An 18,498-nucleotide genomic window follows, 5' to 3' on the forward strand; every position below is an offset into this window, starting at 1 on the left:
AGGCGCCCGCGCCGACGCCGCCCCGTGGTTCAGATCGCGGGAAGGCCGATCAGCAGCTTGTCGAGGGTGATCGGGAAGTCCCGCACCCGAACGCCGGTGGCATTGTAGATCGCATTCGCGACCGCGGCGCCGGCGCCCGAGATGCCGAGCTCGCCGACGCCCTTGGCGCCCGCCGGGTTCGCCGAATCGTCGATCTCCTCGACGAAATGCACCTCGATCCGCGGCGCGTCGGCGTTGGTCGCGACATGATATTCCCCGAAATCGGGATTGACGAAGCGCCCGGTTCGCGTGTCGACGATCGCGTCCTCGCACAAGGCGTAAGCGATCCCCCAGACGATGCCGCCGATCAGCTGATTGGCGGCGGTCTTGCGATTGAGGACGCGGCCGACGTCGAACACCCCGATCATCCGGCGGACGCGCGCCTCGCCGGTGACGGCATTGACCGCGACCTCGCAGAAGTGTGCGCCATGGCTCGCCTGGCTGGTCCGCTTGCTCTCCGCGCCGGGTCCGGTCTTGCCGTCGGCGACGATCGGCTGGCCGCGGACCAGGTCGGGAAGACCGACCTGGCGGCCGCCGACGGCGACGCAGCCGTCTTTCAGCCGCAGCTCCTCCGGCGCGGCGTTCATGCGCAGCGCGAGTTCGGCGAGGATGTCTTCGCACGCGAGGATCGCCGCCGCACAGGCGGAGCCCGCGCCGAACGAGCCGCCCGATCCCGCGCTCGGCGGCAGATCGGTGTCGCCGATCCGCACCTCGACGGACGTCAGCGGCAGGCCCAGCATCTCGCCGACGGTCTGCGCCAGGATCGTGTAGGTTCCGGTGCCGATGTCGGTCATGTCGGTCTCGACCACGGCGCGGCCGTCCGCCTCGAGCCGGACGCGCGCCTGGGCGTTGACGGTGAAGTTGCCGCGCAGCGCCGCGGCCATGCCGGTGCCGATCAGCCATTCCCCCTCGCGCACCGACCCGACCGGCTGTGGATCCCAGCCGAACCGCGCCGCCCCTTCGTCGTAGCAGTCGATCAGTCGGCGCGTGCTGAACGGCTTGCCGCTCAGCGGGTCGACCGCCGGCTCGTTGCGCTTCCTCAGCTCGATCGGATCGAGCGCCAGCCGCTCGGCGAGTTCGTCCATCGCGCATTCGAGCGCGAAGGTCCCGATCGCCTCGCCCGGTGCGCGGACCGCGCCCGTCGCGGGCAGGTCGACCCGGACGAGATCGGTCGTGAAGTGCCGCACGGCCCCGGCGTAGAGCGGCATCGACCCGAACGGCACCGGCTCGAGGAACTCGCCGTCGTCGTTCTGCGCGGCGACGCTCTCGTGCGCGATCGCGGCGATCCGGCCGTCACGGTCGCACCCGATCCGCAGCCGCTGCACGGTGTCGGAGCGGTGATGGACCAGATAGGCGGTCTGCCGTCGCGGCAGCGCGACCTTGACCGGACGGCCGATGCGCTCGGCGGCGATGGCGGCGAGGATCACCTCGGGCCCGACCCCGGTCTTGCCCCCGAAGCCGCCGCCGACATAGGGGGCGAGGACCCGCACGTTGGCGGCGTCGATCCCCAGGACCTGCGCGATCGTCGTCCGTGCCGCACCGATCACCTGGTTGCTCGAGCGTACCGTCAGCTTGCCGCCCTCCCACCACACGGTCGAGGCGTGCGGCTCCAGCGCGGCGGGAAAATGGATCGGGGTGGTGTAGGTCTGGTCGAGGACGACCTCCGACGACGCCAGCGCCGCCTCGAGGTCGCCTTTGCGGATCGGCGGCAGGAAGCCGATCTTGGGCGCGCGGTCGATCGGCTGTTCGCGCGGATCGAAGCGGTTCGCATGTGCTTCGGTCGCGACCGCGACCAGCCCGGCCGCCTCCGACGCGATCGCCTGGCTCTCCGCGACGACGATCGCGACCGGCTGTCCCGCGTGGAAGATCCGGGTGGTCGCGATGCTCGGCAAGGCGCGGCTGTTCGACTCGCCGGCGGGCATCCGCGGATCGCCGTGAATGACGGCGAGGACGCCCGGCAGCGCCTCGGCCGCGCTCGCGTCGATCCCGGTGACGACGCCCGACGCGATCGGCGCGCCGACGATCGCGGCATAGGCGACGCCCGGCGGGAGTCCCTCGAAGGCGTAGGCTGCCGCGCCGGTGACCTTCGCCGGACCGTCGATCCGCGCCAGCGGCTCGCCCAGGAGACCCTGTTCGGCGTGCGTCAACCCCGCCGGTCGGAACGGCGTGTCCACCATCATCTCGTTCATCGGCCGTCCTTGCGTCATTGCGCCGTAAGCTCGCGCAGGCAGGCGATCAGCGTGCGGCGGGCGAGCGGGATCTTGAAATCGTTCGCGCCGTGACCCTTCGCCTCGGCGAGCAGCGCGTCGGCGGCGGCCGCGAACCTCGCGGCCGAGGGCGCTTGGCCGATCAGCCCACGCTCGACCGTCGCGTCGCGCCACGGCATCGGCCCGAGCCCGCCGAAGGCCAGCGCAGCGGTGGCGATCCTGCCCTCGACCATGCCGACGACGCCCGCGACCGAGACCAGCGCGAAGGCATAGGAGGCGCGGTCGCGAACCTTGCGGTACAGCTGCCTCGCACCTGCCGGCGGCGGCGGCAGTTCGACGTGGGTGATCAGCTCGCCGAGTTCCAGCACGGTCTCGATCGCGGGCGTATCGCCCGGCAGCCGATAGAAGTCGTGGATCGAGATTCGCCGTCGATCGCCACCCGGCGTCAGCGTCAGGATCGTCGCGTCGAGCGCGCGCATCGCCACCGGCATGTCGCCCGGATGCGTCGCGATGCAGGCCTCGCTCGCGCCGAGCACGGCGTGGATGCGGTTGAAGCCGTCGATCGCCGAGCAGCCCGATCCCTGCCGTCGCTTGTTGCAGGGGCTGGCGATGTCGTAGAAATAATAGCACCGGGTGCGCTGAAGCAGGTTGCCGCCGGTCGTCGCCTTGTTGCGCAGCTGCCCGGACGCCCCCGCGAGGATCGCGCGCGCGAGGACCTCGTAGCGGGCGGTCACGCGCGGGTCGGCGGCGAGATCGCTGTTGGGGGTCAGCGCACCGATGCGCAGGCTTCCGTCCGCCATGTCCTCGATCTGGGCGAGATCGAGCCGGCTGATGTCGACCAGCGTGTCGGGCGTTTCGACCTGCAGCTTCATGAGGTCGAGCAGGTTGGTGCCGCCCGCGATGAATCGCGCCGCGGGAGTGATCGCCCTCGCCGCGGCTTCGGGGCTGCTCGCCCTTGCGTAGGCGAAGGTCTTCATGCCTCGGACCCGACGACGTCGCGGATCGCGGCGACGATGTTGGGGTAGGCGGCACACCGGCAGATGTTGCCGCTCATCCGCTCGGCGACTTCGGCGTCGTCGAGCGGGCTGTCGTGGAGATCGGCGGAGACGTGGCTGGCCCAGCCCTTCCGCACCTCGTCGAGCATCCCCACCGCCGAGCAGATCTGGCCCGGCGTGCAATAGCCGCATTGATAGCCGTCGTGCGCCACGAACGCCGTCTGGAGGGGGTGCAGGCGATCGGTCGATCCCAGCCCTTCGATTGTCGTGATCTCATCCTCCTGGTGCATCACCGCCAGGGTCAGACACGCATTCACCCGCCGCCCGTTGATCAGCACGGTGCACGCCCCGCACTGGCCGTGATCGCACCCCTTCTTGGTGCCGGTCAGCCCGACAGATTCGCGCAGCAGATCGAGAACGGACGTGCGGATGTCGAGGTCCGCCTCGTGCGTCCGGCCGTTGATCGTGAACCGCATCCCAATCTCCCGGACGACCGCCAAATCCGCCGCGAGCTTAGCCGCTCGAGCGGGATGTGAATACACCCTCTGCCGGTCGCCCCAACGATGAGATGCATCCTGCGGATGCGAGTGACTTGCATTAGCGTGTTTGACTCTGTAGCAGGTGCGCGAGAAGGGGAACCATCATGATGAACGTGATCGGTGCGGCCGCGATGGTCGCGCTCGTCGTCACCGCTTTGCCTGCGCGTGCCGAGCCCGGAGATGGTCGGTCGGTCGCCGACGCCGGCGATGACGCGCGCGACGTCGTCGTCACCGGCGTACGCGATCAGCCGGGCTATGTCGTGACCGAGACCAACGCCGCGAAGATCGACGCGCCGCTGCGCGACATCCCGCAGTCGATCGCGGTCGTGCCGGCCGAGGTGCTGCGCGATCAGCGCGCGCTGTCGCTTCAGGACGCGCTCAAGAACGTGCCGGGCATCGGGCTGAGCTCGGGCGACGGGCAGCGCGACCAGGTCTTCATCCGCGGCTTCTCGGCCATCGCCGATCAATATGTCGACGGCTTCCGCGACGACGGGCTCTACTTCCGCGACCTCTCGAACGTCGACCGGATCGAGGTGATCAAGGGCCCGGCGGCGGTCCTGTACGGCCGCGGCTCGTCGGGCGGCCTCATCAACCGGGTGACTAAGAAACCCGATGGCGACATCGCGGCGGTGACGCTCACCGCCGGCTCTTACGACACCAAGCGGGGCGAGATCGATCTGGGCGTCCGCGAGGGGATGGTCGGCGCGCGGCTGACCGGTGCGGTCGAGGACGACGGCAGCTTCCGCGACCAGCAGTTCCTCAAGCGCGTCGCGCTCGCGCCGTCGCTGCTGCTCGATGACGGCGCGGGGACGAGCGTGCTCGTCCAGGCGGATTACCTCAAGGATCGCCGCCTCACCGACTTCGGCGTGCCGGCGATCGACGGCCGTCCGGTCGACGTGCCGCCCGATACCTATTACGGCGCGGCCAACGCGCGCGACGCGGACGTCAGCCGCGCCGAGGTCTGGTCGCAGACGGTGACGCTGGCGCATCGCTTCTCGGACAGCCTCAGCTTCCGCGACGGTTTCCGCCACTATCGCTACACGCTCAACCGGCGGAACACGAACCCGACCGCGGTCGATCCGGTCGCACGCACCGTCTCGCTCAGCCACGGCGGGATCGACCGCGACGAGGACGGCTGGTCGAACCAGGCCGAGCTGACCCAGAAGTTGTCGGTGGCAGGCACGCGCCACACCGTGCTCTACGGCTGGGAGCAGGCGTTGCAGGTGAAGGACGCGAGCACGACCGCCTCGCGCGTGGTCGCGGTGACGCCGATCGCCGCGCCCGTGCTGCCGACGATCGACCCCGCCACGTTCACCAAGCTGAGCACGAGCAACGTCAATCGCTTCAAGACGACCGGGCTCTACGTCCAGGACCTTGTCGATTTCGGCATCGGCATCAAGGCGCTGGTCGGCGTCCGCTACGACCGGTTCGACCAGACGACCCGGCAGCGGATCGCCGGCCAGCCCGATCTCGCGCGCACCGACAAGACCTGGAGCCCGCGCGCGGGCCTCGTCTTCCAGCCCGACGACGCGCAATCCTATTACCTGTCATGGAGCCGCAGCTACCAACCGTCGGGCGAGACCTTCGCGCTCGCCGCCACGAACGCCGACATCGCCCCGGAACAGACGATCAACCGCGAGGTCGGCGCCAAATATTCGCTGTTCGACCAGCATCTGTCGATCCAGGCGGCGGCGTTCATCCTCAAGCGCACCGGCATCAAGGGAACCGATCCGGTCACCCAGCAGGTCATTCCGATCGGCACCCAGCGCACCCGAGGCGTCGAACTCAGCGCCGCGCTGGACCTGCCGAGCGGCTGGCGCGCGATCGCGGGCTATTCGTATCTCGACGGGCGGATCACCGCCTCGGCGACGCCGACCTTCGTCGGCCGGCGGTCGACGCTGACGCCGGAGAACCAGGCGAACGGCTTCGTCACCAAGGACTTCGGCGGGCGATTCGGGATCGGCGGCGGCGTGAACTATGTCGGTGATCGCTGGGCGGATCCGGCTAACACCACCGTCCTGCCGCAGTACGTGACCGCCGACGCGCTGGCCTGGGTCGCGCTGGGGCCGGTGCGCCTCCAGCTCAACGTCTACAATCTGACCGACGAGCGCTACATCATCTCCGGCCATGGCACCTCGCCGATCCTCAACGTCCCCGGTTCGCCGCGCAGCGCGCTGGTGACGGCACGTGTCGGGTTCTGATCGCGTTATGGGACCATCGGCGACGACGCGGCCGCGGCCGAAGACCGGGCCGCTGCTGTTCGTGCCCGCGCGGTGGCAGCGCATCGCCGTCCTCAAGTGGCTCAAGCGCGTCCACGCCTGGACGGGATTGTGGGGCGCGCTGATCTTCTTCGGGCTGGGGACCAGCGGCTTCCTGCTCAACCATCGCACGATCCTGAAGATCGAGACCGGTGCGCCGCATGAGGTGTCGCGTGCCGAGATCGCGATCGCGCCGGGGCGGATCGCCGACGACGAGGCGCTCGACGCCTGGGCGAAGACGACGCTGGGCCTTGCCGGCCCCGGTCGGACGCCGCCGCCCGAGACGACGGGGCCGGTGCTGCTGCTCGGGCGGCGGGTGACGCCGGTCGAGCCGCTCGTGCGGAGCTATCCGCTCGTCGACGGCCGCGTCACGCTGTCGACCGTGCCGCGATCGGGCGTGGTCGGCGTGCGGCGCGAGGCGGTGGGGCTGCTCGCCATCCTCAAGAACCTGCATCTCGGCTCGGGCCTCGGGGTCGCCTGGGTGCTGCTGATCGATACGATCGCCGGTGCGCTGGTGACGATGAGCGTGACCGGGGTGCTGCTCTGGTCCCGGCTGCACGGGTCGCGTCTGACCGCGGCGGCGCTGGTGGTCGGCTGTCTCGTCTGGGCAGTCGCCGCGGCTGCGCCCAGCTTCAGCGTATGAACGGCCGGCCCCTGGGTCAGATCACCCGTGCGACGCCGGCGAACAGCCGGGAGATGCTATCGGGCGCGCGGCTCAGCAGATCGAGCGCGAGCGCGGCCGGGTTCTCGCCCGCCCCGGTGACGCTCGCCCCACCGTCTTCGGCGAAGAGCTCGGCGCGGATCGTCCCGTCCTCGCTCGCCAGCGCCGCGACCGGCGAGTGACAATCCGCCTGGAGGGCCGCAAGCAACGCGCGTTCGGCCAGCACGCACCGCCGCGTGGGGGCATGATCGAGCGTGCCGACGAGCGCTCCGGTCGCCGCGTCGTCGGCCCGGACCTCGACACCCACCGCTCCCTGCGCCGGCGCGGGCAACATGACGGCGAGCGGGATCGGGGTCCCGACATCCGGGCGACCCAGTCGCTCCAGCCCGGCGGCGGCGAGGAGCGTCGCGTCGGCCTCGCCGGCCGCCAGCTTGGCGAGGCGCGTGTCGACGTTCCCCCGGAACGAGACGATGCGCAGATCCGGTCGCATCGCCAGCAGCTGCGCGCGCCGCCGCGGCGAGCTGGTACCGACCGTCGCGCCAAGGCGCAGATCGGCCACGGACGCCGCCCCGATCAGCCGGTCGCGCACGTCGGCGCGCGGCAGGATCGCGCCGATCGCGATTGCGTCGGGGCGGATCGTCTCGACATCCTTCATCGAATGGACCGCACAGTCGATCTCGCCGCCGAGCAGCGCACGGTCGAGCTCCTTGGTCCACAGCGCCTTGCCGCCGATCTCGGCGAGCGGACGGTCCTGCACCGCGTCGCCTGTCGTGCGGATCACGACGATCTCGACCGCGATGCCGTATTTCGCGACGAGCGAGTCCCGCACCATGCCCGCCTGGACGAGCGCGAGCGGCGAGCCCCGGGTGCCGAGCCGGATCGTCGTCATGCCGCCTCGGCCGGGTGGTGACAGGGCATCGGGACACTCTCCATCGACCGGCGGGACGCCGGACCGAGGGACATAGCAGCCGGTTCGAGACCGCCGCAATCGGCGTACGCCGCGCTTGGCATCCGCCGTCGATCCCCGCTATGTTCCGCACGTGGCCAGTTTCCCCGCCGACCCGAACTGCGCGTGAACCCCTGGCCGTTCATCATCGGCGCTTATGCCGTGACGCTCGCGACCACCGGCGGGCTGGCGCTGTGGGCCTTTCTCGCGATGCGCCGGGCCGAGCGCGCCGCCGAGTCGGAGCGGCGGCGATGACGGCCAAGAACCAGCGGTTGACGCTGGTGCTGCTCGCGCTCGCCGCGGTGGTCGGCGCTGGCGTCCTCGCGCTGTCGGCGCTCAAGGACCAGGCGGCGTTCTTCTATGCGCCGAGCGATATCGTGAAGGACGGCGTCGCGCCGGGCGCCGCGATCCGGCTCGGCGGGATGGTCGCGAAGGGTTCGGTCAGGAAGCAGCCCGACGGGGTCACCACCGATTTCGTCGTGACCGACAACGCAGCGTCGATCCCCGTTTCCTATCGCGGCATCGTCCCGGACCTGTTCCGCGAAGGCTCCGGCGTCGTGGCCGAAGGCCGGATCGCGGCCGGCGGGGCCTTCGTCGCCGACACGATCCTCGCCAAGCACGACGAACGCTACATGCCCCCGCAGGTCGCGGGCAAGATGCACAAGACCGAGACGCTGGCGAAACAATGACCGATCGTCGATCGCAGGCTTCGGCGTGATCGCCGAAGCGGGTCTTGCCGCCCTTTGGCTCGCCGGCGCGCTGGCGCTGCTCCAGATGGTGCTGGCCGCGACCGGAGTCGCGGGCGCGCTGCCCGAGGCGGCACGTCCCGTCCGCGCCGTCGCGGTCGTCCAGGGGCTGCTCGCCGCCTTGGCGATGGCGCTGCTGATCACCGTCTTCGTCCGATCGGACATGAGCGTCGCGCTGGTCGCGGAGAACAGCCACTCGGCCAAGCCGATGCTCTACAAGTTCGCGGGCGCCTGGGGGAACCACGAGGGCTCGATGCTCTTGTGGGTGACCGTGCTCGGCCTGTCCGGCGGCGCCGTGGCGCTGCTCGAGCGGCGGCTCGCCGGGCGGACGCTGATCGCGACGCTCGGCGCACAGGCGGTGATCGCGCTCGGCTTCTACGCCTTCCTGCTGTTCGCCTCGAACCCGTTCGCGCGCCTGAACCCGGCGCCCGCGGACGGGCAGGGGCTGAACCCGCTGCTGCAGGATCCCGGCCTCGCCTTCCATCCGCCGACGCTCTACCTCGGCTATGTCGGCATCTCGATCGCGTTCAGCTTCGCGGTGGGGGCGATGGTGACCCGCGATGTCGGGCCGGCGTTCGCGCGGGCGATGCGGCCCTGGGTGCTGGGCGCATGGATCTTCCTGACGCTGGGGATCACCGCGGGGAGCTATTGGGCCTATTACGAGCTCGGCTGGGGCGGCTGGTGGTTCTGGGACCCGGTCGAGAACGCATCGCTGATGCCGTGGCTGGCGGCGACCGCGCTGCTCCATTCGGTGACGGTGCTGGCGACACGCGACGGGTTGCGGGCGTGGACGATCATGCTGGCGGTGGTCGCCTTCTCGATGTCGATGATCGGCACCTTCCTGGTCCGCTCGGGCATCCTGACGAGCGTCCATGCCTTCGCCGTTGACCCGAAGCGCGGGACGTTCATCCTGGTGCTGCTGGCGCTCTACATCGGCGGCGCGCTGGCGCTGTTCGCGCTCCGCGTCGGGACGGTGCGTGCGGGCAACACCTTCGAGGCGGTGAGCCGCGAGGGCGCGCTCGTGCTCAACAACCTGCTTTTGAGCGTGATCCTCGGGATCGTGCTGATCGGGACGCTCTACCCGATCGTCGCGGCGGCGTTCGGGGTCCAGCTCTCGGTCGGGCCGCCGTTCTTCGACAAGGCGGCGGGGCCGGTGGCGCTGGTGCTGGTCGCCGTCATGGCGGTCGGCCCGCTGCTGCGCTGGCGGCGTGACCGGCTGGCGGCCGCGCTCCGCCGGGTCGCGATCCCGGCCGGCGTGGTCGCGGTCGCGCTGATCGCGGCGCTGGTCCTGGCACCCGGCATCGGCGTCCTGCCGCTGCTGGGGCTGACCATCGCGGCCGGAGTCGCGGTGGCGAGCCTCGCGCCGCTTTGGGGCCGCGACCTGCGGCGCACGCCGCTGTTCACCTGGGGCATGGTCCTCGCGCATCTCGGGATCGCGGTCAGCCTCGCCGGGATGGCGGCGGTCAGCGCGTTCACCCAGGAGACGCTGGTCGCCGCGCGCGTCGGCGAGCCGCAGCGGGTCGGGCCGTATACCGTCACGCTCGACGGAGTCTCTCCCGCGATCGGCGATAATTGGTCGGCGATCGAGGCGCGGCTGAGCGCGCGACGCGGCGACGGCGAGCCGTTCATCCTCCGGCCGCAATCGCGCTTCTTCGCCAACCCCACCACGGTCACGAGCGAGTCGGCGATCGCCACCAAGCTTGACGGCCAGCTCTACACCGTGCTCGGCCAGCAGGACGAGGGCGGGCGCTGGCAGCTGCGGCTGTGGTGGAAGCCGTTCGTGACGCTGATCTGGCTGGGCGGGGCGCTGATCGCGTTCGGCGGCGCGCTGTCGCTCCTCGGTCGGCTGCGGCGCGAATGGCGCGGCGCGAAGGCCGCGGTGGCGTGAAGCGGCCCTTGCTCTGGCTGCCGCTGATCGGCTTCGTCGTGCTGATCGCGGTGATCGCGGTTGGGCTGTACCGCCCCGCCGACCGCACCGTTCGCTCGGCGCTGATCGGCAAGCCGCTCCCCGCCTTCGCGCTGCCGCCGATCGCCGCGGGCAAGCCGGGGCTCGCCACCGCCGACTTCGCGCAAGGCAAGCCGCGGCTGCTCAACGTCTTCGCCAGCTGGTGCATCCCCTGCATCGCCGAAGCGCCGCAGCTCCTCGCGCTCAAGCAGGCGGGGGTGACGATCGACGCGGTCGCGATCCGCGACACCGGCCCAGCGATCGAGGATTTTCTGCGCCGCAACGGCGATCCGTACGCCCGGATCGGGAGCGATCCCGAATCGCGCTTCCAGCTCTCGCTCGGCTCGTCGGGGGTGCCGGAAAGCTTCGTGATCGACGGGCAGGGCAAGATCGTGCTCCAGCATGTCGGCGGGATCAATCCGGGCGACGTGTCCGACATCCTCGTCGCGGTGGAGAGGGCGCGATGAAGCGGTTTGCGGCGCTGGCGCTGCTCCTCGCCGCGCCGGCCTTCGCCGACTCGACCCTCCCCGCCGCCCGTTACGCCAACGTCCAGCTCGCCGATCCGGCGCGCGAGGCCGAGGCGAAGACGCTGATGGAGACGCTGCGCTGCCTCGTCTGCCAGGGGCAGTCGATCGCCGATAGCAACGCCGAGATGGCGGGCGACATGCGTTCGCTGGTGCGCTCGCGGATCGCCGCCGGGGAAAGCCCGGACAGCATCCGCCGCCAGCTGATCCGCAGCTACGGCGATTACGTCACCTACGATCCGCCGTTCAGCGCGGTGACCGCGCCGCTCTGGGCGACGCCGCTGCTGCTGCTCGTGATCGGCGGCGTGTTCGCGGCGCGCAGCTTCAAGCGGCGGCGGCGCTGATGGGGTGGCTGGCGCTGGCGGCGATCGCTGCGATCGCGTTCGCGGCACTTCGGCTGATCGGCGGCGCGCGAGGGTTCTGGATGATGGCGGCGGCGGCGCTGATGCTGGGCGCGGCGGGCTATGCCGTGCAGCAGAACGCGGGGCTGCCGGGGCGACCGGTGACGGCGGCCGACCGCGCGATCGACGTCGACCCGACAATGGCCGCGTTCCGGCAGGCGATCCTGCCCGCCACCGCGGCGGATCGGGCGGCGCTGGCGGCGGCGGACGCGCAGCTTCGCACCGGCGACGCGCAAGCAGCGGTCCAGGGGCTGGTCGACGCGATCCGCCGCGCGCCGCGCGACTCCGCCTTGTGGACGGGACTCGGCTCGGCGATCGCGGCGCATGACGAAGGGCAGGTCTCGCCCGCGGCGCAGCTCGCTTTCCGTCGCGGCTGGTCGCTCGCGCCGAACGCGGCCGGACCGCCGTTCTTCCTCGGCCTCGCGCTTGCCGAATCGGGCGACTTTCCTGCTGCAAAGATCGCCTGGCTCCGCGCGCTGTCGCTCACGCCCATGGGGTCGCCGATCCGGCTCGAGCTCGCCGAGCGGCTGGCACTGCTCGATCAGGTCCAGGCGATGGCGGACGCCCAGCGGCGCGCGGGTCGCTGATCCGTCACGCGAACGGCCGGTTGAGCCGGACGATCGTCCAGTTGAGCCAGGAGGCGAAGCTGACCCAGAGCAGATAGGGGACGATCAGCAGGCTGGCGAAGTGCGAGATCGGCCACAGCCCGACGACCAGCGCGACCAGCGACGACCAGAGGAACACGACCTCGATCAAGGCCCAGTCGGGCCGTCGCAGCTTGAAGAACAAGGGACTCCACAGCAGGTGGCAGATCGCGTTGACCCCGAACAGGATGACGACGCTGGTCCGCTCGGCCGAAGTCGCCGCCGCGTTCCAGGCGATCACCGTCGACCAGGCGGCGAGCCCGAGGATGATCGTCCACGCCGGGCCGAACAGCCAATCGGGCGGTTGGAGTGAGGGCTTGCGGAGATTCCTGTACCACGGGCCGATCGGGGTCATCAGCCCGCCCGCCACCCCGAGGAAGATGGCTGTGCCGGCAGCGATGATCGTCGGGGTGGAGAGCAAGGGCGCCGTTCCGCTTGTGGAGTGTCCAGCGCGTGTTACACGCATGGAGTGCGCGTGTCGTTCCCCTTCTCCGCGATCGTCGGCCAGGACGAGATGAAGCGTGCGCTGCTGATCGCCGCGGTCGATCCGCGGATCGGCGGCGTGATGGTGTTCGGCGATCGTGGCACCGGCAAGTCGACCGCGGTGCGCGCGCTCGCCGCGCTGCTGCCGCCGATCCCCGCCGCCGACGCCGGCTATCAGGACGGGACCGTTCGCAAGGGTAAGGTCCCGGTCCCGTTCGTCGACCTGCCGCTGGGCGCGACCGAAGATCGCGTCGTCGGCGCGCTCGACCTCGAACGTGCGCTGGGCGCGGGGGTGAAGGCGTTCGAGCCGGGGCTGCTCGCGCGCGCCAACGGCGGCTTCCTCTACATCGACGAGGTCAATCTGCTGGAGGATCATATCGTCGACCTGCTGCTCGATGTCGCCGCTTCGGGAGAGAATGTCGTCGAGCGCGAGGGGCTGAGCGTCCGCCACCCGGCGCGGTTCGTGCTGATCGGCAGCGGCAACCCCGAGGAGGGCGAGCTGCGTCCGCAGCTGCTCGACCGCTTCGGGCTGTCGGTCGAGGTCCGTACGCCGCAGGACCTGTCGGCGCGGGTCGAGATCCTCAAGCGCTGCGACGCCTTCGAGCGCGAACCCGAGGCGTTCGCCGAGACGTGGCGCGCGCAGGAGCAGAAAGCGTTGCGCAAGATCGCGCGCGGTCGCGCGGCGCTGGCCGGGGTGGCGATGCCCGATGCGGTGCTGACCTTCGCCTCGCGGCTGTGCATGGCGGTGGGGGCGGATGGGCTGCGCGGCGAGCTGACGCTGATGCGCGCCTCGCGCGCGCTTGCGGCGCTTGAGGGCGCGGCGGCGACGACACCCGCTCACGTCGCGTCAGTGGCGCCGATGGCGCTGCGTCACCGGCTGCGTCGGAGCGTCCTCGATGAGACCGGATCGACCGCGCGGATTGGGCGTGCGCTGGAGGAGCTGGCGGCGTGACCAAAGATGGCGCCGCGCCGCCCGATCGGTGGGGCGATGCGCTGATCGCGGCGCGGCTGTGCGCGCTCGATCCGGCGCTTGGCGGTATGGTCCTGCGTGGCGGCGGTTCGGGGCGAGACGCCGTGTTCGAAGAACTGCGCGGCGCGCTGCCGCCGGATGCGCCGATGCGACGGATGCCGGTGCATATCGACGACGATCGACTGCTCGGCGGCATCGATCTGACCGCGACGCTGGCGCTGGGTCGCACGGTGTCTCGAGCTGGCCTGCTCGCCGAGGCGGACGGCGGGGCGGTGATCGTGCCGATGGCCGAGCGGCTGTCGGACGGGCTGGCGGGACGACTGGCGGCGGTGCTCGACACCGGGAAGGCCGTGGTGGAGCGCGACGGCGCGACGCTGCGCGCCGATGCACGGGTGATCGTCGTCGCACTCGACGACGGCGCCGAACCCGACGAGCGTGCGCCGGCGGCTCTGGCCGAACGGCTGGCGTTCTGGGTGGACCTCACTGCCGCTTCCCCGGCGAACGCCGGCGCCCAGCCGCGAGCCGGTGGAGACTGGGCTCGGGCGTCAGGCGGAGAGGCGATCCCCGACGGCGCCGTTCGCACCACCCTTGCCGCCACCGCCGCGGCGCTTGGCGTCGACTCGATCCGCGCGCCGCTCTTCGCGCTGCGCGCGGCGCGGGCGGCGGCGCGGCTGGCGGGACGTGCGGAGACCGCCGAGGAGGATGTGACGCTCGCCGCCCGGCTGGTGCTCGGTCCTCGCGCGACCCGCCTACCGGCGGCGCCCGATGAGGCTCCGGCCGACCCGCCGCCGCCACCGTCCCAGCGCGACGGCGCCGACGAGGAGCGCGGCGATCCGGGCAAGCTGGAGGATGTCGTGCTCGCCGCCGCGCTCGCGTCGCTTCCGCCCGACATGCTGGCCCGGATCGCCGCCGGGCGCAGCGGGCAGGCGACACGCGCCAGCGGCGCAGGGGAGCGCCGCAAGTCGACCGCCCGCGGCCGTCCGATGGGGACGCGCCCGGGCGTGCCGCGCGGGGGGCTGCGGCTGAGCCTGATCGACACGCTGCGCGCCGCCGCGCCCTGGCAGCGGCTCCGTGGTCGTGAGCCCTGCGACCGGATCGTGGTTCGGCGCGACGACCTTCGCGTCCGCCGGTTCGAGACCCGAGCGGAGGCGCTCACGATCTTCGCGGTCGACGCCTCCGGCTCGTCCGCGCTCGCGCGACTGGCCGAGGCGAAGGGTGCGGTCGAATTGCTGCTCGCCGAGGCCTATGTGAAGCGCGCCCAGGTGGCGCTGATCGCCTTTCGCGGGTCGACGGCCGAACTCCTGCTGCCGCCGACCCGCTCGCTGACTCGCGCCCGGCGCGCGCTCGCCGAGCTGCCCGGCGGCGGCGGCACGCCGCTCGCGGCGGGGCTCCACGCCGCGCGCGCCTTGGCGGAGGCGGCGAAGGCGAAGGGCCAGACGCCGTTTCTCGTGCTCCTGACCGACGGGCGCGCCAACGTCGCCGCGGACGGCTCCGCCGCCCGGACCGCCGCCGCCGCGGATGCGGACGCGGCGGCGAAGGCGATCGGCGCCGCAGGGATCGCCGCCGCCTTCGTCGACATCTCCGCGCGTCCCCGCCCCGAGGGGGCCGCGCTCGCCGCTGCGATGGGCGCGCGCTACCTGCCTCTCCCGCGCGCCGATGCGGCGCGGATGCACGCCGCAGTCCGCGCGGCGCAGTCGCGGTGAGCGGCGCGCTCCGCTGGTCGGTCGAGGGCCGCGACTGGCCCAATCGGACCGCCAGCCGCTTCGTCGACACCGGACGGCTGCGCTGGCACGTCCAGGTGATGGGGCCGGAGCCGGGTGCGGCGCCGGTGCTGCTGCTGATCCACGGCACCGGCGCGGCGACGCACAGCTGGCGCGCGCTGATGCCGCTGCTCGCCGAGCGTTTCACCATCGTCGCGCCCGACCTGCCCGGCCACGGCTTCACGACTGGTCGGCCCGCCGGCGGACTGGCGATGCCGGCGATGGCGCGGGCGGTCGGCGATCTCGTGCGTGCGCTCGGCATCGCCCCGACGGCGCTGGTCGGGCATTCGGCTGGGGCTGCGATCGCGATCCGGATGGCGATCGACGGTCATGTCGAGCCGCGTGCGATCGTCGGACTCAACGCCGCGCTGCTGCCATTCCGCGGTCTCGCCGCACGACTATTCCCCGCGCTCGCCCGCGCGCTGTTCGTCAACCCGTTCGCGCCGCACCTGTTCGCGCGGATGGCGGCGGTTTCGGGCGAGACCGGACGGTTCCTCCGCCGCAGCACGGGCTCGGCGATCGACGCCGAGGGGGTGCGGCACTACCAGACTCTGCTGCGATCTCCCGCGCATGTCGCGGGCGCGCTGACGATGATGGCGGATTGGGATCTGGCGGCGCTGAAGCGCGATCTGCCGCGCCTGTCGGTCCCGCTGCTGCTGATCCACGGCGAGGATGACGCGGCGATCCCGATCGCGACCGCGCGCGAGGCCGCAACGCTGGTCGGGGACGGGCGGCTGGTCGCGTTGCCCGCGCTCGGCCACCTCGCGCACGAGGAGCAGCCGGAGCGGATCGCCGAACTGATCCGCGGCTTCGTGGAGGGCGCCGGATGAGCGCGAGCTATTTCAGTCTCATGGACCTCGCGATCGCGGGCGTCCCCGCGCTCGCCTTCGGCATCTGGCAGCTGATCTCGGTCAATCGCGAGATCGCGAAGGACAAAGCCAAGAAGGAGTTACCAGAAGGCTCTCGGCATCCGATAGGGGAGCATCGTCTGGACGATCGGTGAGCGGAACCGCCCGAGGGCCAAGCTCTCGTGGACCGCGGTGCACTCCTCGCCGAACAGCCGCGTCGACAGCGCCGAGCGCGCGTAGAAGGGCGCGTCGATCCAGGTCCTGAGAACCGCGGGGTCGCAGCCCGAATCGGCGCGGGTTGCGCGGTTCACCAGCCAGCCGGTGCGCGGCAGCCGCGCGGGCGCGGGCTGGACGACGTCGTGCCAGCGGCCCTGCCGGTCGAACTTGAGCGCGAGGTCGAACGGCGTCCCGTCGCGGCGCGTCCCTTCGTAGAGGACCGCAACGTCGCTCTTCAGGTGCGCGCGCGACCAATGCCAGTCATTGAATCCCTCCTCGAGCGGCTCGTCCCCGAAGTTCGAGTCGAAATAGCCGTCGCCCGACCAGCGCACGCCGGGATGCGACATCTCCACCGCAACGCGGGCGCGCGGCGCGACCGGGTGCCAGCGATGGCGCCCGGCGGGGTCGAGCGCGAAGGCGGTGGTGCCGATCATCTCCGGGCTGACGCGCACCGTCCCGCGAACCCGGTAGGGCAGGGGGGCCGAGATCTCGTCGACCTCGATCACCAGCGTGTCGCCGTCCCAGCGCACGCTGCTTGGGCCGACCGCGAAATGATCCGCCCCGCGATCGACGCGCGCCGCGCCGCGCTCGGTCATCGCCCAGGCGCTTGCGCGCGGGCCGCTCAGGGAGACGTTGATCGCGCAGTGATTGTCCGGCCGCGCCCGGCCGCTGAGCTTGTAATAAGGCGAGAAGACGCTGCCGACGAAGGCGATGATCGTCAGCCCGTAGCGACCGTCCGCGCTGGTCGCGTCGATATACCACCAGGCGTAGCCGTTCTTCTCGACCGCGACGTCGAAGCGCGGTCCCTGAGCAGGCATTCTACGGCTAGTCGGCCGGAAAGCGCCGCCATCGGGACGCCCGCGCCGGGGTGCGTGCTCCCGCCCGCGCAATAGAGCCCAGGGATCGCTGTCCGGCTGCCTTGGCGGCGGAAGGATGCCGCCCACCCGTGCGAGGCCGGTCCATAAAGGGCTCCACCCGTCGACGGAAACATCGCCGCGAAATCGTGCGGCGTCGTCAGCACCGCCGACGGCCCCAGATCGAGCGAAAGTCCCGCCCGCGAAACGCTGTTCAGCATGGCCTGCGTGCATCGGTCGATCTCCGCTGGGGAAGGGGGCGCGCCATCGCCGTTCGCCGACGCATTGACGATGATCTGGACGCGCTCGCGCGTCGCGGGCGGGGGCGTCCCGTCGGCGCGGTCCTGCGCGCAGACGTAGACGCTGGGCGCGTCCGCGAGCCGGCCGGCGGCGAGCGCGGCGAACTCAGCGGGATAGTCGCCCGAAAAGAACACGGTGTGGCGGGAAAGCGGGAAGCCCGAGGCTTGCGCGCGCGCCGTCCACACCATGGCGCTGAGTGACCGACGACGCGGGGGCACCGCGCTCACACCGCGCCGCGCCGCCGGGCCGAACGCGCCGGCGGCGAGCGCGGCGGGATCGGCGTTGCAGACGACGGCGTCGGCCGCGAGGCGTTCGCCGGTGTCGAGCACTACCCCGGCGGCGCGGCCGTGCTCGACCGCGATCTCGCATACCGCCGAGCCGTAGCGGAACCGCACCCCCTGCCGCCGCCCGAGCGCTTCCAGCGCGAGCGCCAGCCGGTGCATGCCGCCCTCCACCAGCCATACCCCGCTCGCCTCGACATGCGCGATCAGCAGCAGCGTCGCCGGGCAGGCGAAGGGGGAAGACCCGCAGTAGGTCGCGTAACGAGCGAACAGCTGCCGCAGCCTCGGATCGGTGAAGTAGCGGCCGAGCGCGCGCCACATCGACGTGTAGGCGCGCAGGTTGAGATAGTCCGGCAGGCCTCTTGCGCCCATCCGCCAGCCCAGCGTGATCGGATCGGGCTTGGTCGCGCGCAGAAAGGGGCGGTCGAGCGCGTCGAACAGCCGCTTCGCCTCGTGGCGGAAGTCACGATACCCGCGCGCCGCCGCCGCGCCGGCGAACTCGCCGATGGCGGCCTCGCTTTCCGCCGGGTCGGCGCAGAGGTCCAGCCGCGCGTCGCCCCAGGCATGGCGCGCGAGCGTCCTCGCGGGGGTGAGGACGACATGATCCTCCAGCGACTCGCCGCATCCGGTGAAGAGTTCATCGAAGATGCCGCGCATCGTGAAGACGGTGGGTCCGCCGTCGATCGGCTCGCCGTCGACCGGAACGGCGCGGAGCTTGCCGCCGGGCGTGGCGGCGGCCTCGACCAGCGTCACGTCGCAGCCGCGCGCGGCGAGCAGCGCTGCGGCGACCAGCCCGCCGACGCCTGCCCCGATCACGACCACCCGCTCCTGCGGCATCACGCCTCCATTTGACGGAAGCGTACCAGTTGTCCACAAAAGTG

18 protein-coding genes are annotated in these 18,498 nt (G+C 71.6%); 11 read left to right on the top strand and 7 right to left on the bottom strand.

What is annotated here, in order from left to right; all coding sequences use genetic code 11:
- Positions 1 to 29: 29 nt before the first annotated feature.
- Genes AC4GYY_RS13445 through AC4GYY_RS13455 form a run of 3 tightly spaced genes read right to left on the bottom strand, consistent with a single transcriptional unit; the run spans position 30 to position 3,717 of the window.
- The gene (locus tag AC4GYY_RS13445) at positions 30 to 2,228 is read right to left on the bottom strand and encodes a xanthine dehydrogenase family protein molybdopterin-binding subunit (protein ID WP_491121248.1); all 2,199 of its coding nucleotides are present in this window, start codon (positions 2,226 to 2,228) and stop codon (positions 30 to 32) included.
- A 14-nt stretch (positions 2,229 to 2,242) separates the two neighbouring features.
- Entirely contained in the window at positions 2,243 to 3,223 is a 981-nt protein-coding gene (locus AC4GYY_RS13450) for an FAD binding domain-containing protein (RefSeq protein ID WP_491121250.1), read from the bottom strand.
- Positions 3,220 to 3,717 (bottom strand): 2Fe-2S iron-sulfur cluster-binding protein, encoded by a 498-nt coding sequence (locus AC4GYY_RS13455; protein ID WP_491121251.1) that lies wholly within the window; start codon positions 3,715 to 3,717, stop codon positions 3,220 to 3,222. The genes AC4GYY_RS13450 and AC4GYY_RS13455 overlap by 4 nt, the downstream gene beginning before the upstream one ends.
- 167 nt (positions 3,718 to 3,884) lie before the next feature.
- Between AC4GYY_RS13455 and AC4GYY_RS13460 the strand changes: the two genes are divergently transcribed.
- The gene (locus AC4GYY_RS13460) at positions 3,885 to 5,981 is read left to right on the top strand and encodes a TonB-dependent receptor (protein ID WP_491121253.1); all 2,097 of its coding nucleotides are present in this window, start codon (positions 3,885 to 3,887) and stop codon (positions 5,979 to 5,981) included.
- A 7-nt stretch (positions 5,982 to 5,988) separates the two neighbouring features.
- Positions 5,989 to 6,681 carry a PepSY-associated TM helix domain-containing protein gene (locus AC4GYY_RS13465; RefSeq protein ID WP_491121255.1) on the top strand — a complete coding sequence of 231 codons (693 nt, stop codon included), beginning with the start codon at positions 5,989 to 5,991 and terminating at the stop codon, positions 6,679 to 6,681.
- Between the two features lie 16 nt (positions 6,682 to 6,697).
- On the opposite strand, the gene hemC is transcribed toward AC4GYY_RS13465, so the two are convergent.
- Complete coding sequence (hemC, locus tag AC4GYY_RS13470) at positions 6,698 to 7,588, bottom strand: hydroxymethylbilane synthase (RefSeq protein WP_491121257.1); 891 nt, start codon at positions 7,586 to 7,588, stop codon at positions 6,698 to 6,700.
- 183 nt (positions 7,589 to 7,771) lie between these two features.
- Between hemC and ccmD the strand changes: the two genes are divergently transcribed.
- The 6 genes from ccmD to AC4GYY_RS13500 are packed head-to-tail and all read left to right on the top strand — an operon-like array spanning position 7,772 to position 11,848.
- On the top strand, positions 7,772 to 7,900 hold the full coding sequence (gene ccmD / locus AC4GYY_RS13475; protein ID WP_491121259.1) for a heme exporter protein CcmD: 129 nt from the start codon (positions 7,772 to 7,774) through the stop codon (positions 7,898 to 7,900).
- Positions 7,897 to 8,334 carry a cytochrome c maturation protein CcmE gene (gene ccmE, locus AC4GYY_RS13480; protein ID WP_491121261.1) on the top strand — a complete coding sequence of 146 codons (438 nt, stop codon included), beginning with the start codon at positions 7,897 to 7,899 and terminating at the stop codon, positions 8,332 to 8,334. Before ccmD ends, ccmE begins: the two co-directional genes overlap by 4 nt.
- A gap of 25 nt (positions 8,335 to 8,359) precedes the next feature.
- Positions 8,360 to 10,279, top strand: coding sequence for a heme lyase CcmF/NrfE family subunit (locus tag AC4GYY_RS13485; RefSeq protein ID WP_491121263.1), 1,920 nt, complete (start codon positions 8,360 to 8,362; stop codon positions 10,277 to 10,279).
- On the top strand, positions 10,276 to 10,803 hold the full coding sequence (locus AC4GYY_RS13490; RefSeq protein ID WP_491121265.1) for a redoxin family protein: 528 nt from the start codon (positions 10,276 to 10,278) through the stop codon (positions 10,801 to 10,803). Before AC4GYY_RS13485 ends, AC4GYY_RS13490 begins: the two co-directional genes overlap by 4 nt.
- Positions 10,800 to 11,204: a cytochrome c-type biogenesis protein gene (locus tag AC4GYY_RS13495; protein WP_491121267.1), complete on the top strand. Its 405-nt coding sequence runs from the start codon at positions 10,800 to 10,802 to the stop codon at positions 11,202 to 11,204. The genes AC4GYY_RS13490 and AC4GYY_RS13495 overlap by 4 nt, the downstream gene beginning before the upstream one ends.
- Complete coding sequence (locus AC4GYY_RS13500) at positions 11,204 to 11,848, top strand: tetratricopeptide repeat protein (protein ID WP_491121268.1); 645 nt, start codon at positions 11,204 to 11,206, stop codon at positions 11,846 to 11,848. The genes AC4GYY_RS13495 and AC4GYY_RS13500 overlap by 1 nt, the downstream gene beginning before the upstream one ends.
- 4 nt (positions 11,849 to 11,852) lie before the next feature.
- Here the strand turns inward: AC4GYY_RS13500 and AC4GYY_RS13505 are convergent, their stop codons facing one another.
- Positions 11,853 to 12,326 carry a TspO/MBR family protein gene (locus AC4GYY_RS13505; protein ID WP_491121270.1) on the bottom strand — a complete coding sequence of 158 codons (474 nt, stop codon included), beginning with the start codon at positions 12,324 to 12,326 and terminating at the stop codon, positions 11,853 to 11,855.
- Between the two features lie 48 nt (positions 12,327 to 12,374).
- Here AC4GYY_RS13505 and AC4GYY_RS13510 point away from each other — a divergent pair, with 48 nt between their 5' ends.
- From AC4GYY_RS13510 to bchO, 3 genes are read left to right on the top strand one after another with little or no spacing between them, the layout of a single operon-like run.
- A complete protein-coding gene (locus tag AC4GYY_RS13510) occupies positions 12,375 to 13,340 on the top strand; it encodes a magnesium chelatase ATPase subunit I (protein ID WP_491121272.1) in 966 nt (321 codons plus the stop codon).
- On the top strand, positions 13,337 to 15,061 hold the full coding sequence (locus AC4GYY_RS13515; protein ID WP_491121273.1) for a magnesium chelatase subunit D: 1,725 nt from the start codon (positions 13,337 to 13,339) through the stop codon (positions 15,059 to 15,061). Before AC4GYY_RS13510 ends, AC4GYY_RS13515 begins: the two co-directional genes overlap by 4 nt.
- A complete protein-coding gene (gene bchO, locus AC4GYY_RS13520; protein WP_491121275.1) occupies positions 15,058 to 15,948 on the top strand; it encodes an alpha/beta fold hydrolase BchO in 891 nt (296 codons plus the stop codon). Before AC4GYY_RS13515 ends, bchO begins: the two co-directional genes overlap by 4 nt.
- A 119-nt stretch (positions 15,949 to 16,067) precedes the next feature.
- Here bchO and AC4GYY_RS13525 read toward each other — a convergent pair whose 3' ends face one another.
- Positions 16,068 to 17,000, bottom strand: coding sequence for a hydratase (locus AC4GYY_RS13525; protein WP_491121276.1), 933 nt, complete (start codon positions 16,998 to 17,000; stop codon positions 16,068 to 16,070).
- Positions 16,901 to 18,454 (bottom strand): 1-hydroxycarotenoid 3,4-desaturase CrtD, encoded by a 1,554-nt coding sequence (gene crtD / locus AC4GYY_RS13530; protein ID WP_491121278.1) that lies wholly within the window; start codon positions 18,452 to 18,454, stop codon positions 16,901 to 16,903. The genes AC4GYY_RS13525 and crtD overlap by 100 nt, the downstream gene beginning before the upstream one ends.
- Between the last annotated feature and the right edge of the window lie 44 nt (positions 18,455 to 18,498).

It is taken from the genome of Sphingomonas sp. SP6 (assembly GCF_058313435.1).

Coding starts and splice junctions, on each gene's coding strand:
- AC4GYY_RS13465 (WP_491121255.1), top strand. CDS start 5,989: ATGGGACCATCGGCGACGACGCGGCCGCGGCCGAAGACCGGGCCGCTG.
- AC4GYY_RS13445 (WP_491121248.1), bottom strand. CDS start 2,228: ATGAACGAGATGATGGTGGACACGCCGTTCCGACCGGCGGGGTTGACG.
- AC4GYY_RS13455 (WP_491121251.1), bottom strand. CDS start 3,717: ATGCGGTTCACGATCAACGGCCGGACGCACGAGGCGGACCTCGACATC.
- AC4GYY_RS13460 (WP_491121253.1), top strand. CDS start 3,885: ATGATGAACGTGATCGGTGCGGCCGCGATGGTCGCGCTCGTCGTCACC.
- crtD (WP_491121278.1), bottom strand. CDS start 18,454: ATGCCGCAGGAGCGGGTGGTCGTGATCGGGGCAGGCGTCGGCGGGCTG.
- AC4GYY_RS13525 (WP_491121276.1), bottom strand. CDS start 17,000: ATGCCTGCTCAGGGACCGCGCTTCGACGTCGCGGTCGAGAAGAACGGC.
- AC4GYY_RS13495 (WP_491121267.1), top strand. CDS start 10,800: ATGAAGCGGTTTGCGGCGCTGGCGCTGCTCCTCGCCGCGCCGGCCTTC.
- AC4GYY_RS13450 (WP_491121250.1), bottom strand. CDS start 3,223: ATGAAGACCTTCGCCTACGCAAGGGCGAGCAGCCCCGAAGCCGCGGCG.
- AC4GYY_RS13500 (WP_491121268.1), top strand. CDS start 11,204: ATGGGGTGGCTGGCGCTGGCGGCGATCGCTGCGATCGCGTTCGCGGCA.
- hemC (WP_491121257.1), bottom strand. CDS start 7,588: ATGACGACGATCCGGCTCGGCACCCGGGGCTCGCCGCTCGCGCTCGTC.
- ccmE (WP_491121261.1), top strand. CDS start 7,897: ATGACGGCCAAGAACCAGCGGTTGACGCTGGTGCTGCTCGCGCTCGCC.